Raw genomic sequence first — 24,296 nt, forward strand, 5'->3', positions numbered from 1 at the left:
TCTGTAAATCTTGATCTCTTCATCGTAGATTCTCCTCCTAAATTACTATATTGGAAAATTCTACTTCTGAGCACCTTTATATTTAGGGAGGATTACCCAACATCTTCGGCTTCTTCATTCAAGGGAGGAGGGAAGGCCTCCTCCCACCACGACATCACGAGAAGAATCGAAAGAACCGCCATAAAAGAAAGCTGGAAGGAAAGTTCAAAAAGGGCCTGCGGTTGAAAAAGAAGAATCAAGAGGGCGGCCAAAGAAAGAGAATTTTTCGTGTCACCGCTTCGGCCAATCCAGATCGAAAAAAGATAGATCAGGATCATCATCAACGCGCGCAAGGTCCCAATTCTACCCCCGGCCAGAAAGGCATACACGCTCACCGCCACCCCGGTTAGCAAGGCGGCCCACTGTGTGGGGATCTTCCAGAGAGAGATACGAAGAAGGATCGGCTCCGGCAGCCGAAGGATCAGCCATCGGGTCAGTCCGAAGACCAGGAGAGAAACAAAAGCAAGGTGCGAACCCGACACCGCAAGGATATGTGCAGTTCCCGACTCGGAGAAGGCCTCACGCACCGGGTCACTCAGATAACCGGTCTCTCCGATCACCAGCGCCATGAGGAGGCCCGCCGGCGGGCCTTTCAAGGATCGAAGGATGCGTATTCGGATCTCTTCTCTCCATCCATAGAGTATCTTCAGAACCCCGAGTCCTCCCTCACCCACCTTTCGGATCTGGTCATGCTTGGGGAGCGTTGCACTCCCCCGCCAGCCTCCCCGTTCCCGATAATCCGCGTACTGAAAAGCGCCGGGGTTTTGAAACTGCCTCGGCGGTCGCAACCGAACGGCCATCTCAAGCTGATCTCCATATTCAAACGGGATTTCTTTCTGATAGATCGTCAATTGAAATTTCCCTTTGACGGGACTGAAACCCTTCTCAGAGACAACCGCGATGGCCTTCATTCTCAAAACCACAGCCTTCGGACGATGTTGTGGCGGCCCATCGATTTCGGAAATAAGACGAACCGGGCCCTGATCAAGATACCATCTCAGATCTTCAGGGGAATAAGACGTCGATGCCGTTTGATACAGGACAAACCCGAGTAGACCCACAAAACAAAGTGAGAGAGACAAGAGGCGGCCCTTCCTGAAAAGGGTTTCCCAGAAAAGGAAGGAAAGAAACAGGATGGAGAGTGTTACAGGAAAATAGGAGAAGACTTCTCCAAAGAAAAGACCGCACAGCAGGGCGATCGTGATCGCGACCAAGGGCCTTTTTCCCATCAATCGCGCATGCTCAACTTTCTCTCTTCTTTTCACCTATCGCAGGGGAATGAAGGGAAAGAGATGAAGGTATGGAGCGTTCAATCATATCGCCGCCATGGAGGACCATTCGCAGTTGTGAATAGTGAGGTATAAAAAGGCTAGTTCTGCACCTGAAAATAGGCCGCGACCACCATGGCGATGATCATCCCCAAAAATAGAACAAAGACGCAACCACAGCCCCATCGGTTGGTCGTCACAACACTCTCTTCAATTGCAGTCTTTTTTGACTTCTTTCGCTTGATCAAATTGGTCTCAGATCCTGACGACGTATCGTTGCCTTGAAAAGTATCACCTAGATCGCCTCCCTGGGGGGAGAACCCAGCAACACCTTAAGCTTAAGCCTCCGCTGATTTCGGATAAGGGTCAACTCAACCTGATCACCCGGTACCTTCCGTGACATCTCACGAACAAGGTCTGCCGCCTCGGATAGTTTTTCTCCATCGAAAGAAATGATCACGTCTCCCTGTTCGATACCTCCCTCTTTTGCCGGGCTTCCGAATTGGACACTGGCAACAAAAACGCCCTTTTGATCTCGAATACCAAGCCGGGCAGCCATCTGCGGCGTAAGGTCTTGTATGCTTACTCCCAGCCACGCACTTGAGGGGAACTGTACGACCATCCATCCAAGAAGAAGAAACAGGGAAAACCGACGCATGTCAGCCACCTCAAATCAAAGACCAACGGCAACGATCCGTGTTTATCGTCCGAAGGGGATAAGATGCCGCATGTTCAATCATGCTCACTTCGGGAAAGAAGCGCCTGATTATTTCAGGTTGAGAAGCTCTACTTCAAACACCAGAGTCGCATCAGGAGGGATGCTACGTCCAGCGCCCCTTCGGCCATAGGCGAGGTCAGGCGGAATGATCAGCTTCCTCTTTCCGCCGACCCGCATCGTCATAACGCCTTCGTCCCAACCCCGGATCACCTGACCAACCCCAACCTGAAACTCAAAAGGCTCGCCCCGATCGACAGAACTGTCAAACTTGTCTCCATTCTTGAGCCAGCCGGTATAGTGGACAAGTACCCGCTGCCCCTTCTTCGGATGCGCCCCTTTCCCCACTACCAGATCAATATATTCCAACCCAGATGCGGTCTTTTCAAGCTTATCCGCTTCTCCCTTACTCGAAGAGGGGGAACTTAAAAAAAGGAGGCCCATCGATACAAGAACGACTGAAATAATAATGATGATGCCTTTGCGACGCATTTTCTGATCTCCTCATTGTTCGCTGGTGCCGAAGGGGGGACTCGAACCCCCACGGGGTCACCCCCACTAGACCCTGAACCTAGCGTGTCTACCAATTTCACCACTTCGGCAACTGGACACCTGTCCGACAGGCTCTCGGAGCCTGTTTTTATAACAGATCAGCCCTGGACCGTCAAGTTTCTCCGCATGCCCTCATTCCGCGATTGATGGTCAAAAAAATGGCCCTGAGGGAGGATGTATCCTACCTCAGGGCCAGCCAAAGTTGCCCATAAGCCGAGTTCTGTTCTCCAGCGAAACCGGAGTGATGATCATTTCTCTGGACCGGATGTTGCCACCCGGTTCTAGCGACCTAACCCGAACACCTTGGACGGGCCGCCCTTCGTCATGCCAGGACAATGGCTCCGCGAGAACCCTTGCTTCGCGAGAACCGTTCATGAATCGCCCTGCAAACACGTGTTCCTATTTGGTCTTGCTCCAGGTGGGGTTTACCGTGCCTCCGATGTCACCACCGAAGCGGTGAGCTCTTACCTCGCCGTTTCACCCTTACCGACCCCGACCTCTCGTTTAAGCGATTGGACTTGGCAGGCGGTTTATTTTCTGTGGCACTTTCCTTAGGGTCACCCCCAGTCGCCGTTAGCGACCACCCTGCCCTGTGGAGCTCGGACTTTCCTCACCCCGCCATACAGCGAAGCGCGATCACCTGAGCAACTTCAGTCATTTATATTTTATTCTTTTCTACCGCGCTTGTCGACCGCTTCATTGGGCATTGGCGTAGAGCATCCGATGACAATAAGAGCAGGTGATAATTTTTTCCTCTTTCTTGACTTCGGCAACAAGTTGAGGCGGCAGGCTGAAGTGGCATCCGCCGCAGATATTTCCCTTCACGGGAGAAACAGCCAGCCCTCTCCGGCTGGAATACAAGCGCTTGTAATCTTCAAGTAGGTTCTTATCAATTTGTCCCGCCAAGGAATCCCATTCCCCCTCCAGACGCTTCGCGCTTTCCGAAACCTGGTGAATACCGCTCTCAAGCTTTTTCTTCTCAGAATTGAATTTTTTCTCTTCAACCTCCATGGCGGCCTTTTTAAGGTCAAGGACTTTCTTCCTCTCATCACCCTCTTCCATAATATTCAAGAGCTGTTCTTCAATGTTATCCTTGTCTTTCTCAGCAGTTGTAATCTCCTGCAGATGAGCATGGTATTCCTTATTGGTCTTCAGGTCCGTCAAGCGGCTCTTCAGCTTCGGGATTCTTTCTTCTGCAACCTGGAGTTCAATTTCTTTGTCTTTTCTCACTTTATTGACCCGTTCGAGCAGGGCCTTTAATTCCGCGCAGGCTGCCCTTGCTTCGAGGAGCGGTTGTTCCGCTTCCTTCAGTTTCTCCGGAAAGTGATCCTGCTCGTTCTTTTGCTGGCTCCGGTTGAGGTCCATTTTCTGGATCTGAACCAGGAGTGAAATCTGCGCTTTCAAATTGTTCTCCATATCACGGTCGCTTACAATAAACTCCCAGGGGTGGGCCCACCAGGACTTGAACCTGGGACCAACCGGTTATGAGCCGGTGGCTCTAACCAACTGAGCTATGGGCCCGATCCCTACGCACTTTCGACAAAACTCTTTAAGCGCTTACTTCGGCTGGGATGGCGTAACTTTCTAAGGGCTTTGGCTTCAATCTGACGAATCCTTTCCCGCGTCACATCAAAATCCTGGCCAACCTCCTCAAGGGTGTGGTCCGTTGATTCTCCAATCCCAAAACGTTTCCGCAATACCTTCTCCTCACGGGGGGTCAGCGTATGAAGAACCCCATTAATCTGCCGTTGCAGGTCGTAACGGATGGCCGCGTCAATCGGAGAAATCACTTTTTTGTCCTCAATAAAATCACCCAAATGAGAATCCTCTTCCTCTCCGATTGGGGTCTCGAGAGAGATCGGTTCCTTGGCAATCTTTAGAATCTTCCTCACCTTTTCGAGCGGGAGTTCCATCTTCTCAGCAATCTCACCAGGAGACGGTTCTCTTCCTAACTCCTGCACCAATTGCCGGGTTGTTCTAATCAGCTTATTGATGGTTTCAATCATATGGACAGGGATTCGGATCGTCCGCGCCTGGTCTGCAATTGCCCGGGTAATGGCCTGACGTATCCACCAGGTTGCATAAGTGGAAAACTTATACCCCCGCTTATACTCAAACTTGTCCACTGCTTTCATTAATCCAATGTTTCCTTCCTGGATCAGGTCAAGAAACTGAAGTCCCCGATTCGTATATTTCTTGGCAATGCTGACCACAAGGCGGAGATTGGCTTCGACCAGTTCGCTCTTGGCCAGTTTTACCTTGTGCTCCGTGTGGGTAAGGTGTCGGATAGATTCGACCAAGTGCCCTGATGGGATCATGGCGTACTCTTCGACTTTACGGATCTCCTTTCGCGCCTCACGATACGTCTTTTCCATCTTCAGAATCTGTTCTTGTTTCATGCCAAGCTTCCGCTCCGCGGCACGCATTTCTCTTCGTCCTTTTTTGACCTTAGTAAAGAAGGGACTCAGTGTCTCCCCTCCGCCGCACTTTCGCTTACAAAATGCAATCTCGCGCCGTGATTTGTTCACAGTATCCGCCAGCAGACGAAGCTCCTCAATGACATGATCCATCACATGCGGATGGAGGTTCAGGGCTTCGATCTTTTCAATAAGTTTTGTCCTTGTTTTTTCAAACATCTCCACGGCCAAGTCCCTGGCTTTCTGGCTTCTTCCCGGCCGCCTTGCCGTCTCGAGTGCTTTATAATATTCCCGACGTCGGACCTTGATCCGCGCCATTATTTGAAGGGTTTTTTTCTTCATTTCTTCCCTGTCCTGCTCAATGACCTCAAACTCATCTTCAGGAATGACAATAAGGTCTCCGAGGGAAGCCTCCTCAGAATGCAAACGGTCACCCAGAGAGATCACCTCCTGAATGGCCAAAGGAAGACCAAAGACAATGGCCAGAATGTCCTCTTTTCCTTTTTCAATCCGCTTCGCAATCTCAATCTCACCCTCTCGTGAAAGGAGGGGAACCGTACCAATCTCCCTTAAGTAAAGTCGCACCGGGTCGTCTGTTCGGCTGACAACACCCGGCGTTAAATCGATCTCCTTCTCCTTATCTTCATCCGCCGACTCTTTGTCTCTCGCTTCAACTTCATCGACACTGTCTATCCCGCCTTCAGAACCTGCAGGCATCCTCTGCGAAGGACCCGCCTCTTCCTGATCAATCACTTCAATATCCATTTCCCCAAACATGATCATAATGCGATCCAGCTGTTCAGAAGAGAGGACATCACTTGGCAGTGTATTATTTATTTCCTCATAAGTCAGGAATCCCTTCTCTTTCCCCAAAGTGATCAACTGTTTCACTTCTTCTATCTTTTCTTCTTTCGCCATAGGTTCTCCATCCACCCCTTTCATGTCAATGTGAAAGGGTTAAGTGACTTTGTTCTTTTTTCAAATCAAGAGCTTTTCTTTGCAGAGACGCAACGGTGGTGATGTCTCCTCCTTGTTCGGCCTGCCTAATGCGTTTCTGTATCTCATCTCTTTCGCCCTGAAGCCTTTTGGAAAGTAAGTCGCTGATGCAATCTTCACCGGTCCGTTTTATATCGTCATACTGTATTTCTTCGATGAGCAGACCACTGTAAAGTGTCCGCGCCCTCTCATTCATCTGATTAACATCAATATCGCCAGGGAAATGCCACCGAAATTGACCGGCATCCCAATACAGACTCAGGATCTCCCGAATCCTCTCATCTGTAAAGTCTTCCGTGAGAAGCTTCCCGTCGAGTGCTGAGGGCTCAAGATCTCCACGAAGGAGTAAATGTGTAAGCATCTTTTCTGCCAGAGGCGGAGGTTGCTCCTGCACCGTAGAAGACTCGAATGGGGAGGCATCCTGCACCCGCTTTCTCAGACCGATGCCACCCACGACATCCGATCTGTTTGAAAAATCTTTCCGGAGGGCATTTTCCTGAATCCCCAATTCTTCAGAGAGCCTCTTCAGATAGTGGCTCTGTTCAATATGGCTTTTTAAGCCGCGAATCAGGGGAAAGATCTCCTTCGTTATTTTCTTTTTGTCCTCAATGGACTTTAAGGGAGGTTCCCCGACCAAGCTGGAAATAGAAAAATCGATCAAGGTCTCAGCTTCCTCAACTTTTTGAAGGAAGGCCTCCTTCCCATACTTCTGAATAAATAAATCGGGATCTTGCCCGGGGGGCAGGGATACAACCGATGCGGGAATACCTTTTTCAATAAAGAGCGGTGCCGCACGCAATGCGGCCCGGATTCCGGCGGCATCCGGATCAAAATTTAGGACCACTTTCTCGGCCACACGGCGGATGATGTGGAGATGATCCGGCGTAATGGCCGTCCCAAGCGTCGCGGCGACATTCGGTACACCTGCTTGATGCGCCTGAATGGCGTCAAGATATCCCTCGACAATAATCAAGGAATGGATTCCTTTTGCTTTCGCTTTGTTGATGGCGAAGAGATGTTTTCTCTTTGTGAACACAGAGGTTTCTGGCGTATTGAGGTACTTCGGCAGAGAATCATCGAGCACCCGCCCCCCAAAACCAGCCACTTTCCCCTGGAGCGTCTGAATTGGAAAAAGGATGCGGTTTCTAAAACGATCGAAAAGACTGCGCCTCCCGGAGGAAGACGAGACAGATCTCGACTTCTTTGACACCAGGCCCGACTTTTCCAGGAGCCGTTCCGGGAACTTCCCCCTGAAAGCCTTTAAGAGATAATCATACCCCGGCAATGCGAATCCAATCGAAAAGACCTTCATCGTCTCGACTGTAATCCCTCTTCCCTTCAGATAGGCCAGGGCCTGCTTCCCTTCAGGTTTGTGCATGAGATTATCATGAAAATAGGCCGCGGCGGCTTCATTGAGTCGATAGATCTCCTCCGCCTCCTTTTTTGCTGGATTTTCCGGGCGCGTCCCACCCTTTTCGGGGAGCGTAACACCCGCCTTCTCCGCCAGTTTCTCAAGGGCCTCCGGAAAAGAAACCCCTTCAATCTTCATCAGGAACTGAAAAACATTTCCGCCGACGCCACATCCGAAGCAGTGAAAGATTTGCTTGCCGGGGCTTACGGTAAAAGAGGGTGTTTTTTCCTGGTGAAAAGGGCAAAGACCGGTATAATTTTGGCCCGCCTTCTTTAAAGACAAATAATCCGAGACCACTGCAATCAGGTCATTCCGATCCCTGACCGTTTCAAGTACTTGATCAGAGAAATGATTTGGACTCAAAGGGATGGACCCCTCTTTAATGAAATAAACAGCGGTAACGATTCTGCCTGACTCGTTACCAGAAAAGAACAAAAACCGCTTCAGCCCTACTTTGGTTCCAGACAGGCCTGAACCATCTTCCGGACGATGGTCCCCTCGGCCCGGCCGAGTAATCCCGGCATCACACGCTTCATGACCAGACCCATCTGCTTCATCCCTTTAGCACCAGAGGCCACAATGGCTTCTTCTACTCTTGTACGGAGTTCCTCTTCAGAAAGAGGCTTAGGGAGAAAAGACTGCAAGATGCTTAATTCTTTGTTTTCTTTTTGGACAAGATCTTCTCGTCCTCCCTTAGAAAACATTTCAATCGCTTCCCTGCACTGTTTAACCGCAGTAGAAACGATCTTGAGGACTTCTTCTTCCGTGAGAGTTTGCCCCTTGCCTTTCTCGATCTCTTTGTTCTTCAACGTTGCACGCAGAAGACGAATGACACCCACACGGTCGGTGTCACCGGCCCGCATGCCCGCCTTCATCTCTTCCACAAATCGCTCTTGAAGCCCCACCATCCCTCCACCTTCGGCCACAGGAACCGAGATATACACATGCCATGGTAAACCCTCAAAATAACAAAAACCGATATTCTTGTCAACTTATTATTTTTACAAATAATTTCACTGAATAGTTACCCTGGCGGCCACTGGAAAGGGCGCCCGCTGAGCAAATGCACATGAAGATGGAAGACGGCCTGTCCAGCCCCTCTACCTGAATTGATGACGGTTCGATAGCCGTCCTCCACAATTCCTTTTTCCCGGGCCAGACGGGAAACCACCGAGAAAAGATGCGCCAGGATCGCGTCATCTTTCGGCTGCATCGTAGATAAGCCCGAAATGTGCTTCCTGGGGATCACCAGGAGATGAATCGGCGCCTGCGGATTGACATCTTCAAACGCAATGGCCCGTTCGTCCTCATGAACGATTTTACTCGGGATTTTCTTCTCGATAATCCCGCAAAAAAGGCAATCCTCGGTCCCCTCCCAAACAGATTTTTCCATGCCATTTTCTCCTTCTAGACGAGAAAGATCCTACGTTGTCATTATTCTGGTGGTCTGCGCGGCGATTTCTCCCTGGACTCTTTTTCAGCAAGCCCCGACTGTGAAGTCCTCTTTTTGAGTTCATCTTCGATCCGTTTCATCGGGATACCGTAGTAACCGAGAGTGACAAGAAGGTGGTAGAGGAGATCGGCCGTTTCATGAACGATCTCTTTTTCCCGTCCGTTTTTTGCGCTGATGATGAACTCTCCTGACTCTTCTGCAACCTTTTTCAGAATCAGATCCAGCCCCCCCTCAAACAGACTGCTTGTGTAAGATTCCGGAGAAGGATACGCTTTCCTTTGAAGGATGGTCTGAGAAAGAGCCTCCAGTACCTGCACTGTAATAAGAGGCGCCTCCTCCCCTTCGCAGACATTCGCCTCCCAAAACTTCTCAAAGAAACAGGAGCGTTTTCCCGTATGACACGCGGCTTCCACCTGTTCGACCTCGACCAGCAGGGTATCCTGGTCACAATCGACAAAGATGGTCTTTATTTTCTGAATATGTCCAGAGGTCTCCCCCTTGTGCCAGAGCTGCTTTCGGGAGCGGCTCCAGAAATGGGTCTCTCCAGTCTCAAGGCTCAACTGGAGGGATTCCGCATTCATATAGGCCACCATGAGGACATCTTTATTATGGACATCCTGGATGACTGCCGGAATCAGCCCATCGGAAAACTTTATCCGATCAATGTCAATTAATGCCTTCATCTCATTTCCTCACCGGTAACCGCTCAGGTCAGTCGAATCGGGATACCCCTCTTTGAGAGGTAGGCCTTTGTTTCTGCGATTGTAAAGGTTTGATAATGAAAGATTGACGCGGCCAGAACCGCATCGGCCTTCCCCTCGACAATCCCGTCATAGAGATGCTCCAAAGTTCCCACACCTCCAGAAGCGATGACCGGAATATGCACCTTTTGTGAGACCGCCCGAGTCAATTCAAGATCATAGCCCTGCGTCGTCCCGTCACGATCCATACTTGTCAGAAGAATCTCCCCCGCGCCGAGGGATGCAACCTGCTCCGCCCAAACCACCGCATCCAAGCCAACCGCCTTTCTCCCCCCATGGGTAAAAACCTCCCAAGAAGAACCAGGCTCTTTCTCCTGCCTCCCGCCCCCTGCCTCCCGCACCCTTCTCTTCGCATCTATCGCAACCACAATGGTCGAACTTCCAAACTGCCGGGCGGCCTCCTGAACGAATTCCGGATGTTCTACAGCAGCCGTGTTGATCGCGACCTTGTCCGCCCCCGCCTTCAAAAGCCTTCGGACGTCTTCGACGCATCGAACGCCCCCTCCCACCGTCAAGGGCATTGAAACCTCATCGGCCGTCCGCTGGACAATGTCGAGCAGGGTATCGCGCCCATCGGATGAAGCGGTGATGTCGAGAAAACAGAGCTCATCGGCCCCCTGCGCTTCATAAATTCGGGCCACTTCAACCGGATCTCCGGCATCTCTCAAACCGACAAATCCAACCCCCTTCACGACGCGGCCCCCCTTGACATCAAGGCAGGGAATAATGCGCTTCGCCAGCATCAGGTTCCCTTCCGCAACAGGGCCAAGGCCTCCTGAAGCGTAAACCTGCCGACATAGAGGGCCTTTCCGACGATCATTCCGCCGACGCCCTTTAACCTTGAAAGCGCTGCAATCTGCTCAAGCGTTGTGATGCCGCCGGAGGCAATGAGCGGGATGTCCACCTGTTGCGCCACCTCCTGAAGCAGGTCAAGGTTTGGACCGCTCAACATTCCATCTCGCTCAATATCGGTAAGGATGATCGACGCCACGCCGGCATCCTGCATCTCAACAGCCAGATGGGTCGGCGTCTCAGAACAAAGCTCTTTCCAGCCCCGTATCGCGACCTTTCCTTCTTTGGAATCAATACCGGCAAGGATCTTTCCGGGAAACTTCAAACAGGCTTCCCTGACCAGTGGACGATTCTGTAAAGCCGCCGTCCCCAGGATCACCGCAGCAGCCCCCATCGAGAGATACTTTTCAATCTGGGAAAGGCTCCGAATTCCGCCGCCGATCTGCACCGGAATGGTAATACTTTCGATGATGCGCCCAATCTCGGGTGCATGGACGGCTTGGCCGGCAACCGCCCCGTCCAGGTCAACCAGGTGAAGCCGCGCTGCACCCTGGGCCTCCCAGTCCTGAGCCATTGCGACCGGATCTTCAGCATAGACCGTCTCTGAATTCATTTCACCCTGGGTCAGACGGACACAACGTCCCCCTTTCAGGTCAATCGCAGGAATAATCAATTTAATCTCGCAAAATTTGAGAGGAGCCTCATGCCGATGCCCTGGCTCTTTTCAGGGTGAAACTGACAGGCAAAGAGGCGGCCCCGCGAAACCGCGGAGGGAAATTGCGCCCCATAATCGGTCATCGTCGCCACCCAGCCGGCCTCATCCGGAAGCCCATAGTAAGAGTGCACGAAATAAAAAAAGGACCCCTCAGGGATCCCCTCCAGAACCGGACTCTCTTTTGCCACCTGAATCTGATTCCACCCCATGTGAGGAATCTTTAATTCTGTCCCGGGAAATCGAAGCACCCTCCCCGGAATAACCCCCATGCCGGGATGCGAACCAAACTCCGTCCCTTCTGAAAAAAGGATCTGAAGTCCAAGACAAATTCCGAGATAGGGCAAGTCCGCGTTGATGGCCTCACGAATCGGCTCCAAGAGACCGTGTGCCTCAAGATTTCCCATGCAATCCTTAAAACCCCCGACCCCCGGAACGACCAAGTGCGTTGCCTCGGAAACGAGGTTCGGGTCCCGGCTAATCATGGCTTTCACCCCCACACGCTCAAAACCCTTTTGAACACTTCGGAGATTTCCCATCCCGTAGTCGACAATGACCATCTTCACAGCTTGCCCTTGGTCGACGCAACTCCTCTGACGCGGGGATCAATTTGCGTCGCCTGATCAAGCGCCCGACCGAATCCTTTGAAGATCGCCTCCAGAATATGGTGAGGATCTTTTCCGGAAATGAGACGGATGTGGAGATTCATCCGGCTCTGATCCACCAGGGAGCGAAAGAAATGCTCAATCATCTCCACATCAAAGGCCTTGATTCGTTTGCGGGGCATTCGGACCTCATAGACAAGATAAGGACGCCCTGAGAGATCCACCGTCACCTGCGCCAGGGCCTCGTCCAGGGGGATCACCGCGTGTCCGAACCGGCGAATACCTTCTTTCTTGCCCACGGCCTTGGAAAGAACCTCTCCCATAACAATCCCGATATCTTCCATCGTATGATGATCATCAATCTCAGTATCCCCTTCGGCTTTTACATTAAGATCGAAGAAACCATGCTTAGAGAAGGCCGAAAGCATGTGATCCATAAAAGGAAACGGGGTCTTCACCTGATAAAGGCCTGCCCCATCTAGGTTCACCTGTATAGAGATATCCGTCTCTTTTGTCCGTCTCGCAACCCTGGCCTTACGCATTGTTATTCATCCTTATCTTCACCATGTTGGCATGGGCCTCCAGGCCTTCGACCTCGGCAATCCGGACCAGATGATGGCCGTTTTTCTCCAGAGCTCGTCGACTATACGAGATCACGCTGCTTTTTTTCACAAAATCATCTACAGAAAGGGGTGAGAAAAAACGTGCAGTCCCCCCAGTTGGAAGCACGTGGTTCGGACCGGCGATGTAATCTCCCAGGGCCTGCGGGGTCATCTCCCCAAGAAAGACAGAACCAGCATGAACAATTTTATCAAGCCAGTCAAAGGGGGCGTCCAAAAAGAGAGAGAGGTGTTCCGGGGCAATCTCATTTGACATCCGGATCGCCTCTTCCAGATCCGGGACAATGAAGCACACCCCATGCCGGCGCAGAGAGGCCGTGGCGATTTTCTTTTTAGGAAGGACTGCAAGCTGAACCGCCATTTCTGCCTCAACCTTTTTCACCAGCTTTTCCGAGGCGGCCAGAAAGATCACGACGGCCTCTTCGTCATGCTCCGCCTGCGATAAAAGATCCGAAGCGACATAGGCCGGATTGGCATCCGCATCGGCAATAATCAAAAGTTCGCTCGGACCGGCAATCATGTCGATATCCACCGTTCCATAAACCAGCCGCTTCGCAGCGGCAACATATTGATTTCCCGGACCGACAATCTTGTCCACCTTCGGGATGGTCTTTGTCCCATAGGTCATCGCGCCGATCGCCTGGACCCCTCCAATGCGGTAGATTTCGTCAAGCCCAACCAGGTCGGCCGCGATAAGGAGGTAGGGATTGATCACGCCCTCAGGTGTGGGTGAGCAGATGATCAATTTCGGTACACCGGCCACAAGGGCGGGGATCGCATTCATCAGGACCGTTGAAGGATAAGAGGCCTTTCCTCCGGGGACGTAAAGACCCACCCGCTCAATCGGATGAACCCGTTGAGCCAGGTAAACCCCGCCTTCCTTAATCGACCAGCCCTTTTTTACCTGTTTTTTATGGAAACGCGTGATCCGGTCCGTGGCATACCGAAGACTTTCAACAACCTTCGGATCAGCCTCTCGATAGGCCTGCTGAATCTCCTTGGGCTTTACGCGCATACCGGAAGGTCTCAGTTTGAGGCGGTCGAAGGTCTCGGTATATCGACACACGGCCCGGTCTCCCTGCTTTCGGACATCCGACATGATCGCCCGGACGGTCTCCTCCAGGGGACCCTCCCCCACGACAAGCCGATTCACAATCTTTTTGTAAACTGATCGGAAACGCCGATCGTCAATACGAAGGGTCTTCATCATCCCGGCATTCTCATGATTTTACGGCCTTCTTGATGCTGTCAATCATGTTCTGAATCCTGGGATATTTCAATCTCAGGCTCGCTCGGTTCACGATAAGCCGCGCGCTGCATTGAACCAGTTCTTCGACCACCGTCAGATTGTGCGCCCTCAGGGTTTCACCGCTCGATGAAAGATCGACGATCTGATCGGCCAGTCCAACCAGAGGGGCCAGCTCTATAGAACCATAAAGTTTTACAATCTCAATAGGCATTCCTTTTTCCGAAAAATAACGCTCTGTAATATTCGGATATTTTGTTGCAATGCGCAGCTTGGTCTGGTGACTTGCCTTTTCCACCTGTGCAGAGGCCAGTCCCTTTTCTTTCGGTTCAGGTTGGGCCAGCACCACCTTGCACGATCCGTAGACCAGATCGACGGGTTCATAGACATCCCGCATCTGTTCCAGCAAGAGATCTTTTCCCGCAATCCCCATATCGGCCGCACCGTATTCAACATAAGTCGCAACATCGACGGCACGGACGAGAAGGACCCTCACCCCTTTCTTCTCAGCGTCATGGATTAACCTTCGGCTTGATTCGGTCAATCCCTTCGGCAAAATTCCCAATCCCTTCAAAAGGTGAATGGAGGGGTCAAGAAGTCTTCCCTTGGGGAGCGCGATGACCAGCATTTCTTCCATCTATCCTGATCCTTTTACACGGCGGATTGAGGCGCCCACCTTTGAAAGTTTCTCTTCAATCCGGTGATATCCCCGGTCGAGATGATAGATCCGGAGGATCTCCGTCTCACCCTGCGCCACCAGACCTGCCAAGACCAATGAGGCGCTGGCACGTAAATCCGAGGCCATCACCGGCGCCCCCGAAAGGGACTTAACCCCTCGAATCACGGCATGGTTCCCCTCCAGGCGAATCTCGGCCCCCATGCGTCGTAGTTCCGCAACATGATTAAAGCGCTGCTCAAAAATCGTTTCCGTAATTACAGATAATCCATCCGAGAGACTCATCAAGGCCATAAACTGGGCCTGCATATCGGTAGGCAGACCTGGATAGGGGAGGGTTTTAATATCGACCGCGTGGATCTCCCCGCCCTTAACGCGAAGCATTTCCCCCTCCTCTGTCACGATCGCCCCGGCTGTGCGTAATTTATCAATCACACTCACCAGGGTCTCAGGACGGCAAAAACGAATGGCCAGGTCCCCTTTTGTGATGGCGGCCGCAATCATGAAGGTCCCCGCTTCGATCCGGTCCGGCATAATGCGGTAGGAGGCCCCGGTCAGGGATTCAACGCCCTCTATTGTTATCCGGTCTGTTCCCGCGCCCGAAATCTTCGCCCCGCAGGCAATCAGGAAGTGGGCGAGATCAATAATCTCAGGCTCACAGGCCGAGTTTTCAAGAACCGTCGTTCCCTCCGCCAGGGTCGCGGCCATCATGATATTTTCAGTGCCCGTTACCGTTGAGATATCGAAATAAATGTTGGCGCCTTTCAACCTGGACGACTTCGCATGGATGATTCCATGCTCTATCTTCACCTCGGCCCCCATTTTTTCAAGGGCGGACAAGTGGAGTTGTATCGGCCTCGCGCCAATCGCACATCCTCCCGGAAGAGAGACATGGGCCTCCCCGCCCCGGGCCAGGAGAGGACCGAGTACCAGGATCGCGGCACGCATTGTTTTGACCCATTGATAAGGGGCTTCGCAATTCTCAATCTTCTGAATCCGGACAGAAAGGACACCGTCCTGTTCTTCAATCTGAGCCCCCATCTTTCTCAGAAGCCTCTGAATCGTAGAGACGTCCACGACCCCGGGAACCCCTTTTAGAAGGTGCTCATCCCCCGAGAGCAGGGTCGCCGCCAATATCGGAAGGGCAGCATTCTTGGCCCCGCTGACCTCAAGCTCTCCGATCAAAGGCTTACCGCCCTGAATGATGATTTTATCCACTTGAAACCCCTGACTCAGTTAATCCCAAGCCTGTTTTTCCAACAGGCCTCCGGGAACAGACCGCCACCCGGTCAATCCCGGCCATGTCGGAAATAAAACGCACCTGAAAGCGGTTCTCTTGTTTGACATGGTCTTCAAACCAATCGGCCTGACCCATCCCAAGCTCAAATAAAAGATGCCCTCCGGGCAACAGGAATGTGGAGGCCTCCTGAAGAATGCACCGGTAGAAGGCCCTCCCCTTTTCCGGCGCAAAAAGAGCGGCATGCGGTTCGTAATCCCGCACCTCAGGCTGAAGCTGTGAACACTCTTCTTCTGGAATATAAGGTGGGTTACAAACAATCAGATCAAATTTCGCTAGAGCAGTCTCTCTTTCCCGAGATCGGGTCTCACCCTGAAAAACCTGGAAAAGATCCCCCTTCAACAGGCGGACGCGATGTGCACATTGATGACGCTCAATATTCAATCGGGCATTGCTCAGGGCGCGCGCCGAAACATCGGTCGCCGTGATTTTTGAAGACGGGAGACGCAAGGCCAGAGCCACGGCAAGCGCCCCGCTTCCGGTGCAAAGATCAAGAATACGTTTCGGAAACAGTGTGAACGTACAAACCGCTTCGACAATGAGTTCCGTCTCTGGACGGGGAATAAACACCCCGGGCCGGACAACGAGGGATAAACCGGAAAAATCAACTCTTCCAGTAATATACTGAAGCGGTTCGTGCCCTGAGCGCCGCCGGACAAATTCACCAAAAAGGCTCTCCTGCCGCTCTGAACAACTTTTATCCGGATCGATATAGAAATCAATCCGCTTACAGGACATCACCGAACAGAGCAGGGTTTCTGCCTCCAGGCGAGGGGAGGGAATTCCATGGGCTTTCAGATCAGCCGTCCCTCTTTGTAAGAGCCCTGATACATTCATTGTCACTGTCAGAGCCATATTCCATGTCCTAACTCTAATTCCGCGACTGCGGTATTAGAAACAGCCGATTCGCCTGAAATACTGCGTTATCGGCCAAACACCGTACATGAGTATGCTTCGGTCGCCCTTGTGGCCTCTGGCCTTGTCTCTCAGGCGACTTGACGGTTTACCCCAGATCCAATCGCGGATCTTAGGCCTAAATTAACGATTGAAAGGGATCCTTGGAGATTATGATGTCGCGTGCAGATCTTGCAGTTTTCTCTCCTCCGCTTGGGCGGTTAAGGCCTTGATGAAGGGATCGATTTCCCCTTCGAGAACCTGATCAAGTTGATAGAGTGAAAGATTCACCCTGTGGTCCGTTACCCTATTCTCTTTAAAATTGTAAGTCCTTACCTTTTCACTCCGTCCTCCAGTTCCAACCTGAGACTTTCGCTCTTTCGAAGCTTGTTCCTCCTGCTTCTCGCGTTCAGCCTCCAAGAGCCGTGAACGGAGGACCCGCATGGCCTTGCCCCGGTTTTTCAATTGAGAGCGCTCATCCTGGCAAGTCACAACAAGGCCGGTCGGGATATGCGTAATGCGAACTGCGGAATAGGTCGTATTCACACTCTGCCCCCCGGGACCGGAAGAGCAGTAGGTATCAATTCGAAGGTCTTTCTGTTCAATGTGGATATCAACCTCCTCCGCTTCAGGAACCACGGCAACCGTAATCGTAGAGGTATGAACCCGCCCGCTCGCCTCCGTCGCAGGGACCCTTTGAACACGGTGGACACCGCTTTCAAACTTCAGTAGGCGATAGGCGCCCTTTCCGGCGACTGAAAGAATCACCTCCTTGAGGCCGCCAATTCCCGTTTCACTGGAGGTGATGATCTCGACCTTCCAACGATACTTCTCGGCATACTTGGTATACATTCGGAGAAGGTTCGACACAAACAAGGCCGCCTCTTCCCCCCCGGTCCCCGCCCGGATTTCCAAAAAAAGATTTCGGTCATCCATAGGGTCTTTGGGCAGGAGAAGCAGTTTTAAGGCCCTTTCCATCTCGGCCCTTTTTTCCTGGGAATCGCTCCACTCCTCCTCGGCCATCGCTCGCAACTCCGCCTCGGCTTCCTTATCGTGACGCACTTCTTCAAGATCGGATATCTGGTTCAGGAGGGATTTATAGGCTTCATAAAGATGGATGATCTCCTCATATTCAGCCCGCGCTTTGGAAAACCGGGTCCGCTCCGTCGCCTGCGCCAGGATGACCGGATCCGATAGTTTTCGCGTAAGAACATCATACTCTTTTGATATCTCTTCAAGCTTCTCAAAGAGAAAATTTTCATTCGCGACAACCATCTTTTTCTCTCTTGTGTCCCATCAGAGAAGCCACTTCAGGCCGTTCTTCTCATCAAAAACTCCTGGTCAGCCTCCTCTAGCAGGACAGATTGACTTACCTTGAAGAACAAAAAACCCGCCGGCAGGCAGGCTCAGGAAGGAACACACGAAGGCTACTTCTTTGCGAACTTCTGATACTTCTTTTTGAATCGTTCGACCCGCCCTTCGGTATCGACAATCTTCTGCGTCCCTGTAAAAAAGGGGTGACACGACGAACAGATGTCCAAGCGAATCGCACTCTGCGTAGACTTTGTATTCATTACTGCACCGCAGGCACAGCTGATGCTCAATTCCTGGTACTTCGGGTGAATGTCTTTTTTCATCAGTCGATTTTCACTTCATATAGTTAAGGGTAGCTTACAAATTCTCAAGCGGTGGGATCATACATGAATTGATGTGATAATTCAAGGGCTATTTCCCCGGATCCCATAGCCATGGAAAGAGGACTCCTGAGCCCGTCTACTTGCTCATCGACTCCAGAAACTCCTTATTGGACTTGGTTCCTCGAAGCTTATCAATCAGGAACTCCATCGATTCAATCGTCGAGAGCGGGCTCAAGACCTTGCGAAGGACCCACATCTTGTTCAGATCCTCCTTCTCGACGAGCAGCTCCTCTTTACGGGTTCCGGACATGGTAATGTCGATCGCGGGGAAGATCCTCCGGTCCGCCAGTTTTCGGTCCAGATGAAGTTCCATATTGCCTGTTCCTTTGAATTCTTCAAAGATCACATCATCCATCCGGCTTCCGGTTTCAACCAGGGCCGTGGCAATGATCGTCAAACTCCCGCCATCTTCAACATTCCTTGCAGAACCAAAAAACCGCTTTGGTCGCTGCAGGGCATTTGAATCAAGCCCACCGGACAGGACCTTTCCGCTCGAAGGCACCACCGTATTAAAAGCACGGGCCAGGCGGGTGACGGAATCCAGGAGTATGACCACATCCCGCTTATGCTCCACAAGACGTTTTGCCTTTTCCAGAACCATCTCAGCCACTTGGACATGTCGCTGCGGCGGCTCATCAAAGGTCGAACTAACCACCTCCCCTTTCACCTCCCTCAGCATGTCGGTCACCTCTTCGGGACGTTCATCGATCAGCAGGACAATCAATATCACCTCAGGGTGATTTTTCATGATCGCTTTCGCAATCGACTGGAGGAGCACCGTCTTACCGGTGCGCGGGGAGGCGACGATCAAGCCACGCTGTCCCTTTCCGATCGGCGTAACCAACTCGATGACCCGTGTCGAAGTATCTCCCGCGCTGTATTCAAGATTCAGTTTCTCCATCGGGTAGAGAGGCGTCAGGTTATCAAAAAAGATCTTGTTTCGGGAGGCCTCAGGTTCTTCATGATTAATCTTTTCAACCTTTAACAACGCGAAGTACCGTTCGGTCTCTTTTGGGGGACGTATCTGGCCGGAGACAATATCACCAGTCCGAAGGCTAAATCGTCTGATTTGGGAAGGAGAGATATAGATATCATCCGGGCCAGGCACATAATTATAATCAGGAGAGCGGAGGAAACCGAAACCATCAGGGAGGGTTTCAAGGACACCTTCACCATAAATTGTCCCGTTCTTGTCCGCCTGGGCCTGGAGTATCGCAAAGATCAGTTCCTGCTTCCTCAGATTGCTCGCCCCTTCAACTCTCAACTCTTTCGCAACATCAAAGAGTTTGGAGATGCTTTTTTCTTTTAATTCAGTAAGATTCATTTTTTCTCCTTCAAAAAATCAGACTTTCCTATCGCTTGCAACGGGAGAGGCCATATATCACTAAGAACGCGATATACACTTCCCGCTCACAGAATCACGTGTTCCTCAAAGAATGAATAAAGTGAGAAATCACAAGACAAGCAGCAAACTGCTTTCCTAAATATGGGTTTTATTTCTTAATTGACATGCCCTGATGCAGATTTTGGAAGAATTATTAGAGAGTGTGATACTTGTTCTCCTGGACCGTACTCGGCAGGGACCCTTCTTTTGCAAGATACCCGGAAGAGAGATCCCCTCCTTCGTTGCAGTTGACTTTTATTATATCCAAGGTCCACCATGTTGTCAATTCTTATTTTGGGAATCATTGGGAAATTGCAAGAGTCCACGATGGGTTCTCAGTGGACGTCATGCCATTTGACTTTTTCAAACAAGGGGAAATATAATTTGAACACCCCCACCGCAAAGGGGCGAGGATTCTACGACCCGAGAAAAAAACGACTACTTTTTTATTGCGCTCGTTCTGTGCACTCAGGAGAACAGTTCTGAATACCCACATCACATGAAAGAGGTCACCCTTGCTTTCCGGAAAACGATTTGCCCTGAAATTATCCGTTGTCTCCCTCATTCTTTCCTCCTTGTTATTGCCTGCATGTGCCGGGAAGGAGATCAGGGACATCAGACCTGATTGGATCCAAATCAAGGGTGGCGCAATCATGGATAAGAACCAGAAATCATTTTACGGCGTCGGCAAGACAGATAAGGAGGGGTTAAACAAATCACTGGCCAGAACAATAGCAGACAAAATGGCCAGAGAAGAAATCAGAAAGATCTTTACAAAATATTCAGAAATACTTGTACGGGATTATCTTATCTCCATATCAAAAGACGACCCCGATGAGGACAGGAAAAAAAAAGAACTGGAAGAGAACGTGAAGGATCTCACCGTAAACCTTCTTACAGACATCACGATCGTTGACCGTTGGACCGATCATTCCGATCACGTCACTTATTCTCTGGCACGCCTTGATCTGGATAGATTCAAGAGCAACATTCAACAATCAGGAGATATGGGAAGACACATTCGAGACTTTATCCGAGACAATGCCGAAAAGGAATTCGACGTCCTGGAGAAGACACGCAGGCAGAGGCGCCGGCGGGATTAGCCCTCATCCGCCTGAAGGCGCTTCATCTCTTTCTTAATCTCAATTTCAGCAAGGGCAGGAACGACATCCCACACCACTTTCTCGATGATTGCCGTAATGGCTTCCGGGGTGAGAGACGATTTGACCCTGTCGGGAAAATTCTCCCCCAAAACATTGTCAACGGCGTCCTGAATAATATTCCCTGAGTCTTGTTGAGTCTCACCCTCTGACGAACGCGCTTCCTCAACCTCGGATTCCATCTGAGACAAGACTGACGAAAGGAAGGGTTCATCCTGGAGCTGTTGAAGGCAATGTATTTCATCCATAGATTGAGCGTTGGCTTCCGGGACCTTCTCTTCTTCAAGATCCTCAGGAATGGGAGGCGGCTGAAAGTACTGGGTTTCTTCAAGAGAATTTTCGGAGAGGGACGGTTCCGAGGCCAGATCTGCCATGCTGTCTCCTTGCGGCTCTGCGGACGGCCCGGCCTCGTCCGCGGATACGGCCTTCTCTTCCGTCTCCTGGCTCTGGCTATCAGAGCTGGTCCACCCAAGGAGTTCTTCAATTTTCATCTCTTCTTCGGAAAGATTGTCCTCTTTTACGGAGGACGAAGTATCCGAGACGACTTCAGACTGCACGGAGGCGGCAATCCGCTTATTAACCTCTTCAACAAGAGATTTTGAATCAATGGGCTTTTCTATAAAGGCCTGGACTCCAACAGATTCAAGCTCAGAAAGATCATAATGATCGGTCGAATTCACCAACAAGACAATCGGAACATTGCTTAGACGCTCCCTCTGCCTGGTCTTCCTGACAAAGGAAACAACATCCAATCCTTCCAGACTGTAATCCGCCAGGATAAGCCCTGGGGTCTCTTTTAAGGCCAGATCAAGAGCGGAAAGACCATTGTCACTGGTAACAACATCGTAACCCTCATTTTGAAGGGTCATTTCGACCAACTTTTGAACTGCAATATTATCATCTGCCAACAAAACTGTTTGCGGCATTTTCCCTCCGATTTCTAAAAATAAATTATGGAAAAAGTTAGCTTTTACCCAATCTCTGTATACCTTACTGGGTATCTTTTGTCAAGAAATCGGCCTGACACACCCCGGCGAAGATCACCACGCCTGCTCATATTCCGCTTCTTTAAAACCAACCGTCACCTTGTTCCCATCCGTGACGATCGGGCGTTTAATCAATCTCCCATCCAATGCCATGAGGCGAATCACTTCGGCCTCATTGAGGGACTTTACCTTCTCCTTCATGTTCCGGTCCCGATATTGAACCCCGCTCCGATTGAGAAAGTCCGTGTAAGGACGACCGCTCTTCTTTATCAGGGCGGCGAGTATCCGGGCCGAAGGAGGCGTGGTCGTAATGTCAATCTCTTTCAAGCAGCGTCCACGAGAGATCAGGGATTTCTTCGCCTTCACACAGGTACTGCACCGCTTGTAATGATAAAAAGTAAGCATCTGTCCCCCAAGGAAACACTCATTAGAATGAGATACATAAAAAAATCAGAATATACCATAACAAAAAATCAAAAACGACTGCATCCATCCGTGACGGAAGAATGCGGTATTCCTCACTTCAAAAATTGTCACATGAAGGACCTTGACAGAAACAAAGAAGGGCGATAGGCTTACTCATTAGTAAGTCTATCAACCGCGGTTCTGCTTGAAATTGGACGGGCCTTTCGAGTGTCATTTATCGGTCAATGAGGAACGAACGGGTGTCACTTCGGAAGCAATGCTGGCTTATGAAATCGGAGCCAGGCGACTTTTCAATTGATGATTTCTTATCATCCAGGTCGACCTGTTGGTCTGGCGTCCGTAATTACCAGGCGCGGAACTACATGCGGGATGAGATGCAGCTTGGAGACGGAGTGTTCTTCTATCAGAGCAATGCGAAGCAGATCGGTATTGTCGGCAGAGCCAAGGTTATTAAAATGGGCTATGCGGATTATACCGCATGGGATCCCAGAGACATACACTATGATCCCAATAGCTCTGCTGAAAAACCGATCTGGTTCATGGTGGACATTGAAATCGTGAAAGCCTGCGGAACGATTATTACACTGAAGCGGCTAAAATCGATCGCCGCATTAAAACATATGGGAGTTGTTCAGCGAGGGAATCGCCTTTCTGTACAACCGGTCTCTCCTGCGGCATGGGAGACTATTTTGAAACTTCCTGAATGGGACTAGACATAAGGAGCCTATCATAATGAATGAACCGATAAAAAAATCCATCCTTATTGTGGATGACGAACCCTCTGTGCTCCTTTCACTCAAGGCGCTCCTTCAAGAAAAATATGACTTGACCTCGAGCGAACACGCGGATGAAGCGCTTTCCATCCTCAATCGAGGGAAGAAATTTGATCTCCTTATTTTAGACTATCGCCTCTCCGACATGGACGGACTCACACTCTTCAAAAAGATCAGGCAGGATGACCGGGTCACACCGATTCTCTTTATGAGCGCTTATGGAACAAAAGAGCTTTTGATCAAGATGCTTGAGGTACGGGCACATGCCTTCATCGATAAACCATGGGATAACCTTGACTTGGAAAAAAAGATCAGCCGCCTCCTTGGGCTAAATCCTTTCGAGATGGTGCATCGTAGCCTTAAGATCGATATGAATTCACTTTCGATCAAGATCCATCGTGCCGTCCAATATATCGATCGGCATTTCAATTCTCCCGCGCTTTCTCTTGAAAAGGTCAGCCAGGCGGTCTCCCTCCACCCAAAATACCTTTCCGCCTCATTTAAAGAGGAATGCGGAGTTGGTTTTCATGATTATCTCACAGAGGTCCGAATCAACCGCGCAATTAACCTTCTCAAAGACCCGCATCGCATTATTAAACAAGTCAGCGGTGAGGTCGGATTTTCCGACCAAAGTTATTTCAGCAAGGTCTTTCAAAACAAGGTTGGCAGTTCCCCTTCCTCTTACAGGAGGCAAGGCTAACCGCGAAAAAAAACGGGATCATTTTCAGCTCATCATATTTCCTAGGAGGTCACGGATTCTCCGAAAAATTACTGTTATCGGCCTTATGGCTCACTCGACCTTTATGAGCACGGGCGTTATCACAGGATGGTCTTTCGCTCGGTTTTCATAGGGAGTTTTCATGCCAGACCTCATCACAGATGTTGTTATTTCCAACTGTCAATCATCAACTGAAGAAATCTCCGAACACGGTCCCACTCATTTTGCCAGGAAGAACTCTAGGGTTGGATAAAGAAGAGACAACAGCCTCAGAGGGAAACACCCCTTGTCTCATCGTTATTTCGGGAAAAAACCTCGGAAATAAGATCCTCTTGAATAGACAAACGATGCGGGTTGGCCGAGCGTCAGCCGCCCACATCTCCCTGAATGAAGGAACCGTCTCAAAGAAACATGCCGAGTTCCACACAAAGAATAAACAGACCATCGTGAAAGACCTTCAGAGCAAAAATGGCCTTTACGTCAATGAGGTCAAAGTCGTCGGTTCAATCCTTAAGGATGGAGATCTCATTCGGATCGGCACAACTGTTTTTAAGTTTTTGGAGCTGGATACGGTGGAGAGGTCAGACTGATTTTTTTTAAAACTCTACGAAATCACCTCGCAAAGAATCCTTCCCCGATAATTACGATCCGATTTTGAGGCATCTTCTCCTTCACGAATGCCCCCCCTTTCATATCAT

26 protein-coding genes, 2 tRNA genes and 1 other RNA gene are annotated in these 24,296 nt (G+C 50.6%); 4 read left to right on the plus strand and 25 right to left on the minus strand.

Annotation, left to right across the window (positions count from 1 at the left end; translation table 11 throughout):
* Window positions 1-92: 92 nt before the first annotated feature.
* The 23 genes from EYQ01_03655 to EYQ01_03765 form a co-directional block, all read right to left on the minus strand.
* Window positions 93-1,268, minus strand: a complete 1,176-nt coding sequence (locus tag EYQ01_03655; protein ID HIE64908.1) for a ComEC family competence protein — start codon at window positions 1,266-1,268, stop codon at window positions 93-95.
* A gap of 334 nt (window positions 1,269-1,602) precedes the next feature.
* Window positions 1,603-1,965 carry a PDZ domain-containing protein gene (locus tag EYQ01_03660; protein ID HIE64909.1) on the minus strand — a complete coding sequence of 121 codons (363 nt, stop codon included), beginning with the start codon at window positions 1,963-1,965 and terminating at the stop codon, window positions 1,603-1,605.
* A gap of 108 nt (window positions 1,966-2,073) precedes the next feature.
* Window positions 2,074-2,514, minus strand: coding sequence for an FKBP-type peptidyl-prolyl cis-trans isomerase (locus tag EYQ01_03665; protein ID HIE64910.1), 441 nt, complete (start codon window positions 2,512-2,514; stop codon window positions 2,074-2,076).
* Between the two features lie 23 nt (window positions 2,515-2,537).
* A tRNA-Leu gene (locus EYQ01_03670) sits at window positions 2,538-2,624 on the minus strand.
* Between the two features lie 144 nt (window positions 2,625-2,768).
* Window positions 2,769-3,226: RNase P RNA component class A (gene rnpB / locus EYQ01_03675), an RNA gene on the minus strand.
* A gap of 44 nt (window positions 3,227-3,270) precedes the next feature.
* Window positions 3,271-3,990: a hypothetical protein gene (locus EYQ01_03680; GenBank protein ID HIE64911.1), complete on the minus strand. Its 720-nt coding sequence runs from the start codon at window positions 3,988-3,990 to the stop codon at window positions 3,271-3,273.
* Window positions 3,991-4,018: 28 nt separating this feature from the next.
* Window positions 4,019-4,095: transfer RNA gene (locus tag EYQ01_03685), tRNA-Met, on the minus strand.
* A gap of 5 nt (window positions 4,096-4,100) precedes the next feature.
* Entirely contained in the window at window positions 4,101-5,909 is a 1,809-nt protein-coding gene (gene rpoD, locus EYQ01_03690; GenBank protein ID HIE64912.1) for an RNA polymerase sigma factor RpoD, read from the minus strand.
* 25 nt (window positions 5,910-5,934) lie between these two features.
* Window positions 5,935-7,914, minus strand: coding sequence for a DNA primase (locus EYQ01_03695; GenBank protein ID HIE64913.1), 1,980 nt, complete (start codon window positions 7,912-7,914; stop codon window positions 5,935-5,937).
* A complete protein-coding gene (locus EYQ01_03700) occupies window positions 7,848-8,306 on the minus strand; it encodes a GatB/YqeY domain-containing protein (protein HIE64914.1) in 459 nt (152 codons plus the stop codon). Before EYQ01_03700 ends, EYQ01_03695 begins: the two co-directional genes overlap by 67 nt.
* Before the next feature lie 116 nt (window positions 8,307-8,422).
* Complete coding sequence (locus EYQ01_03705) at window positions 8,423-8,791, minus strand: histidine triad nucleotide-binding protein (protein ID HIE64915.1); 369 nt, start codon at window positions 8,789-8,791, stop codon at window positions 8,423-8,425.
* 41 nt (window positions 8,792-8,832) lie between these two features.
* Window positions 8,833-9,534, minus strand: a complete 702-nt coding sequence (locus tag EYQ01_03710) for a bifunctional phosphoribosyl-AMP cyclohydrolase/phosphoribosyl-ATP diphosphatase HisIE (GenBank protein HIE64916.1) — start codon at window positions 9,532-9,534, stop codon at window positions 8,833-8,835.
* A gap of 23 nt (window positions 9,535-9,557) precedes the next feature.
* Entirely contained in the window at window positions 9,558-10,355 is a 798-nt protein-coding gene (hisF, locus tag EYQ01_03715; GenBank protein HIE64917.1) for an imidazole glycerol phosphate synthase subunit HisF, read from the minus strand.
* Window positions 10,355-11,077 (minus strand): 1-(5-phosphoribosyl)-5-[(5-phosphoribosylamino)methylideneamino]imidazole-4-carboxamide isomerase, encoded by a 723-nt coding sequence (hisA, locus tag EYQ01_03720; protein HIE64918.1) that lies wholly within the window; start codon window positions 11,075-11,077, stop codon window positions 10,355-10,357. The genes hisF and hisA overlap by 1 nt, the downstream gene beginning before the upstream one ends.
* Complete coding sequence (gene hisH, locus EYQ01_03725) at window positions 11,074-11,676, minus strand: imidazole glycerol phosphate synthase subunit HisH (GenBank protein HIE64919.1); 603 nt, start codon at window positions 11,674-11,676, stop codon at window positions 11,074-11,076. The genes hisA and hisH overlap by 4 nt, the downstream gene beginning before the upstream one ends.
* Before the next feature lie 2 nt (window positions 11,677-11,678).
* Window positions 11,679-12,263 carry an imidazoleglycerol-phosphate dehydratase HisB gene (hisB, locus tag EYQ01_03730; GenBank protein HIE64920.1) on the minus strand — a complete coding sequence of 195 codons (585 nt, stop codon included), beginning with the start codon at window positions 12,261-12,263 and terminating at the stop codon, window positions 11,679-11,681.
* Window positions 12,256-13,548 carry a histidinol dehydrogenase gene (gene hisD / locus EYQ01_03735; GenBank protein HIE64921.1) on the minus strand — a complete coding sequence of 431 codons (1,293 nt, stop codon included), beginning with the start codon at window positions 13,546-13,548 and terminating at the stop codon, window positions 12,256-12,258. The genes hisB and hisD overlap by 8 nt, the downstream gene beginning before the upstream one ends.
* A 13-nt stretch (window positions 13,549-13,561) precedes the next feature.
* A complete protein-coding gene (locus tag EYQ01_03740; GenBank protein ID HIE64922.1) occupies window positions 13,562-14,224 on the minus strand; it encodes an ATP phosphoribosyltransferase in 663 nt (220 codons plus the stop codon).
* On the minus strand, window positions 14,225-15,481 hold the full coding sequence (murA, locus tag EYQ01_03745) for a UDP-N-acetylglucosamine 1-carboxyvinyltransferase (protein HIE64923.1): 1,257 nt from the start codon (window positions 15,479-15,481) through the stop codon (window positions 14,225-14,227).
* The gene (prmC, locus tag EYQ01_03750; GenBank protein ID HIE64924.1) at window positions 15,474-16,415 is read right to left on the minus strand and encodes a peptide chain release factor N(5)-glutamine methyltransferase; all 942 of its coding nucleotides are present in this window, start codon (window positions 16,413-16,415) and stop codon (window positions 15,474-15,476) included. The genes murA and prmC overlap by 8 nt, the downstream gene beginning before the upstream one ends.
* 210 nt (window positions 16,416-16,625) lie before the next feature.
* On the minus strand, window positions 16,626-17,729 hold the full coding sequence (gene prfA / locus EYQ01_03755; GenBank protein ID HIE64925.1) for a peptide chain release factor 1: 1,104 nt from the start codon (window positions 17,727-17,729) through the stop codon (window positions 16,626-16,628).
* A gap of 152 nt (window positions 17,730-17,881) precedes the next feature.
* Window positions 17,882-18,091, minus strand: coding sequence for a 50S ribosomal protein L31 (gene rpmE / locus EYQ01_03760; protein ID HIE64926.1), 210 nt, complete (start codon window positions 18,089-18,091; stop codon window positions 17,882-17,884).
* A 136-nt stretch (window positions 18,092-18,227) separates the two neighbouring features.
* Window positions 18,228-19,475 carry a transcription termination factor Rho gene (locus EYQ01_03765; GenBank protein HIE64927.1) on the minus strand — a complete coding sequence of 416 codons (1,248 nt, stop codon included), beginning with the start codon at window positions 19,473-19,475 and terminating at the stop codon, window positions 18,228-18,230.
* Between the two features lie 575 nt (window positions 19,476-20,050).
* Between EYQ01_03765 and EYQ01_03770 the strand changes: the two genes are divergently transcribed.
* Window positions 20,051-20,638: a hypothetical protein gene (locus tag EYQ01_03770; GenBank protein ID HIE64928.1), complete on the plus strand. Its 588-nt coding sequence runs from the start codon at window positions 20,051-20,053 to the stop codon at window positions 20,636-20,638.
* Here the strand turns inward: EYQ01_03770 and EYQ01_03775 are convergent.
* Entirely contained in the window at window positions 20,635-21,621 is a 987-nt protein-coding gene (locus EYQ01_03775) for a response regulator (protein HIE64929.1), read from the minus strand. The two genes, EYQ01_03770 and EYQ01_03775, sit on opposite strands and share 4 nt — an antisense overlap.
* Before the next feature lie 114 nt (window positions 21,622-21,735).
* Window positions 21,736-22,086 (minus strand): arsenate reductase family protein, encoded by a 351-nt coding sequence (locus EYQ01_03780; GenBank protein HIE64930.1) that lies wholly within the window; start codon window positions 22,084-22,086, stop codon window positions 21,736-21,738.
* A 245-nt stretch (window positions 22,087-22,331) separates the two neighbouring features.
* Here EYQ01_03780 and EYQ01_03785 point away from each other — a divergent pair, with 245 nt between their 5' ends.
* The 3 genes from EYQ01_03785 (at window position 22,332) to EYQ01_03795 (ending at window position 24,188) form a co-directional block, all read left to right on the plus strand.
* Entirely contained in the window at window positions 22,332-22,820 is a 489-nt protein-coding gene (locus tag EYQ01_03785; protein HIE64931.1) for an EVE domain-containing protein, read from the plus strand.
* Window positions 22,821-22,839: 19 nt separating this feature from the next.
* Window positions 22,840-23,580 (plus strand): response regulator transcription factor, encoded by a 741-nt coding sequence (locus EYQ01_03790; GenBank protein HIE64932.1) that lies wholly within the window; start codon window positions 22,840-22,842, stop codon window positions 23,578-23,580.
* Window positions 23,581-23,759: 179 nt separating this feature from the next.
* Window positions 23,760-24,188 (plus strand): FHA domain-containing protein, encoded by a 429-nt coding sequence (locus EYQ01_03795; protein HIE64933.1) that lies wholly within the window; start codon window positions 23,760-23,762, stop codon window positions 24,186-24,188.
* Window positions 24,189-24,296: the final 108 nt, after the last annotated feature.

The organism is Candidatus Manganitrophaceae bacterium, assembly GCA_012960925.1.
Taxonomy (GTDB): domain Bacteria; phylum Nitrospirota; class Nitrospiria; order SBBL01; family JAADHI01; genus DUAG01.

Bases quoted from the DNA above. Each gene is read 5' to 3' on its own strand.
- EYQ01_03705 (HIE64915.1), bottom strand. From the start codon at position 8,791: ATGGAAAAATCTGTTTGGGAGGGGACCGAGGATTGCCTTTTTTGCGGG.
- EYQ01_03780 (HIE64930.1), bottom strand. From the start codon at position 22,086: ATGCTTACTTTTTATCATTACAAGCGGTGCAGTACCTGTGTGAAGGCG.
- hisF (HIE64917.1), bottom strand. From the start codon at position 10,355: ATGCTGGCGAAGCGCATTATTCCCTGCCTTGATGTCAAGGGGGGCCGC.
- EYQ01_03710 (HIE64916.1), bottom strand. From the start codon at position 9,534: ATGAAGGCATTAATTGACATTGATCGGATAAAGTTTTCCGATGGGCTG.
- EYQ01_03740 (HIE64922.1), bottom strand. From the start codon at position 14,224: ATGGAAGAAATGCTGGTCATCGCGCTCCCCAAGGGAAGACTTCTTGAC.
- hisD (HIE64921.1), bottom strand. From the start codon at position 13,548: ATGAAGACCCTTCGTATTGACGATCGGCGTTTCCGATCAGTTTACAAA.
- EYQ01_03775 (HIE64929.1), bottom strand. From the start codon at position 21,621: ATGCCGCAAACAGTTTTGTTGGCAGATGATAATATTGCAGTTCAAAAG.
- prfA (HIE64925.1), bottom strand. From the start codon at position 17,729: ATGGTTGTCGCGAATGAAAATTTTCTCTTTGAGAAGCTTGAAGAGATA.
- EYQ01_03700 (HIE64914.1), bottom strand. From the start codon at position 8,306: ATGGTGGGGCTTCAAGAGCGATTTGTGGAAGAGATGAAGGCGGGCATG.
- hisB (HIE64920.1), bottom strand. From the start codon at position 12,263: ATGCGTAAGGCCAGGGTTGCGAGACGGACAAAAGAGACGGATATCTCT.
- EYQ01_03665 (HIE64910.1), bottom strand. From the start codon at position 2,514: ATGCGTCGCAAAGGCATCATCATTATTATTTCAGTCGTTCTTGTATCG.
- EYQ01_03765 (HIE64927.1), bottom strand. From the start codon at position 19,475: ATGAATCTTACTGAATTAAAAGAAAAAAGCATCTCCAAACTCTTTGAT.
- EYQ01_03655 (HIE64908.1), bottom strand. From the start codon at position 1,268: ATGGGAAAAAGGCCCTTGGTCGCGATCACGATCGCCCTGCTGTGCGGT.
- EYQ01_03680 (HIE64911.1), bottom strand. From the start codon at position 3,990: ATGGAGAACAATTTGAAAGCGCAGATTTCACTCCTGGTTCAGATCCAG.
- EYQ01_03785 (HIE64931.1), top strand. From the start codon at position 22,332: ATGAGGAACGAACGGGTGTCACTTCGGAAGCAATGCTGGCTTATGAAA.
- rpmE (HIE64926.1), bottom strand. From the start codon at position 18,091: ATGAAAAAAGACATTCACCCGAAGTACCAGGAATTGAGCATCAGCTGT.
- rpoD (HIE64912.1), bottom strand. From the start codon at position 5,909: ATGGCGAAAGAAGAAAAGATAGAAGAAGTGAAACAGTTGATCACTTTG.
- EYQ01_03660 (HIE64909.1), bottom strand. From the start codon at position 1,965: ATGCGTCGGTTTTCCCTGTTTCTTCTTCTTGGATGGATGGTCGTACAG.
- hisH (HIE64919.1), bottom strand. From the start codon at position 11,676: ATGGTCATTGTCGACTACGGGATGGGAAATCTCCGAAGTGTTCAAAAG.
- EYQ01_03795 (HIE64933.1), top strand. From the start codon at position 23,760: ATGTTGTTATTTCCAACTGTCAATCATCAACTGAAGAAATCTCCGAAC.
- EYQ01_03790 (HIE64932.1), top strand. From the start codon at position 22,840: ATGAATGAACCGATAAAAAAATCCATCCTTATTGTGGATGACGAACCC.
- prmC (HIE64924.1), bottom strand. From the start codon at position 16,415: ATGGCTCTGACAGTGACAATGAATGTATCAGGGCTCTTACAAAGAGGG.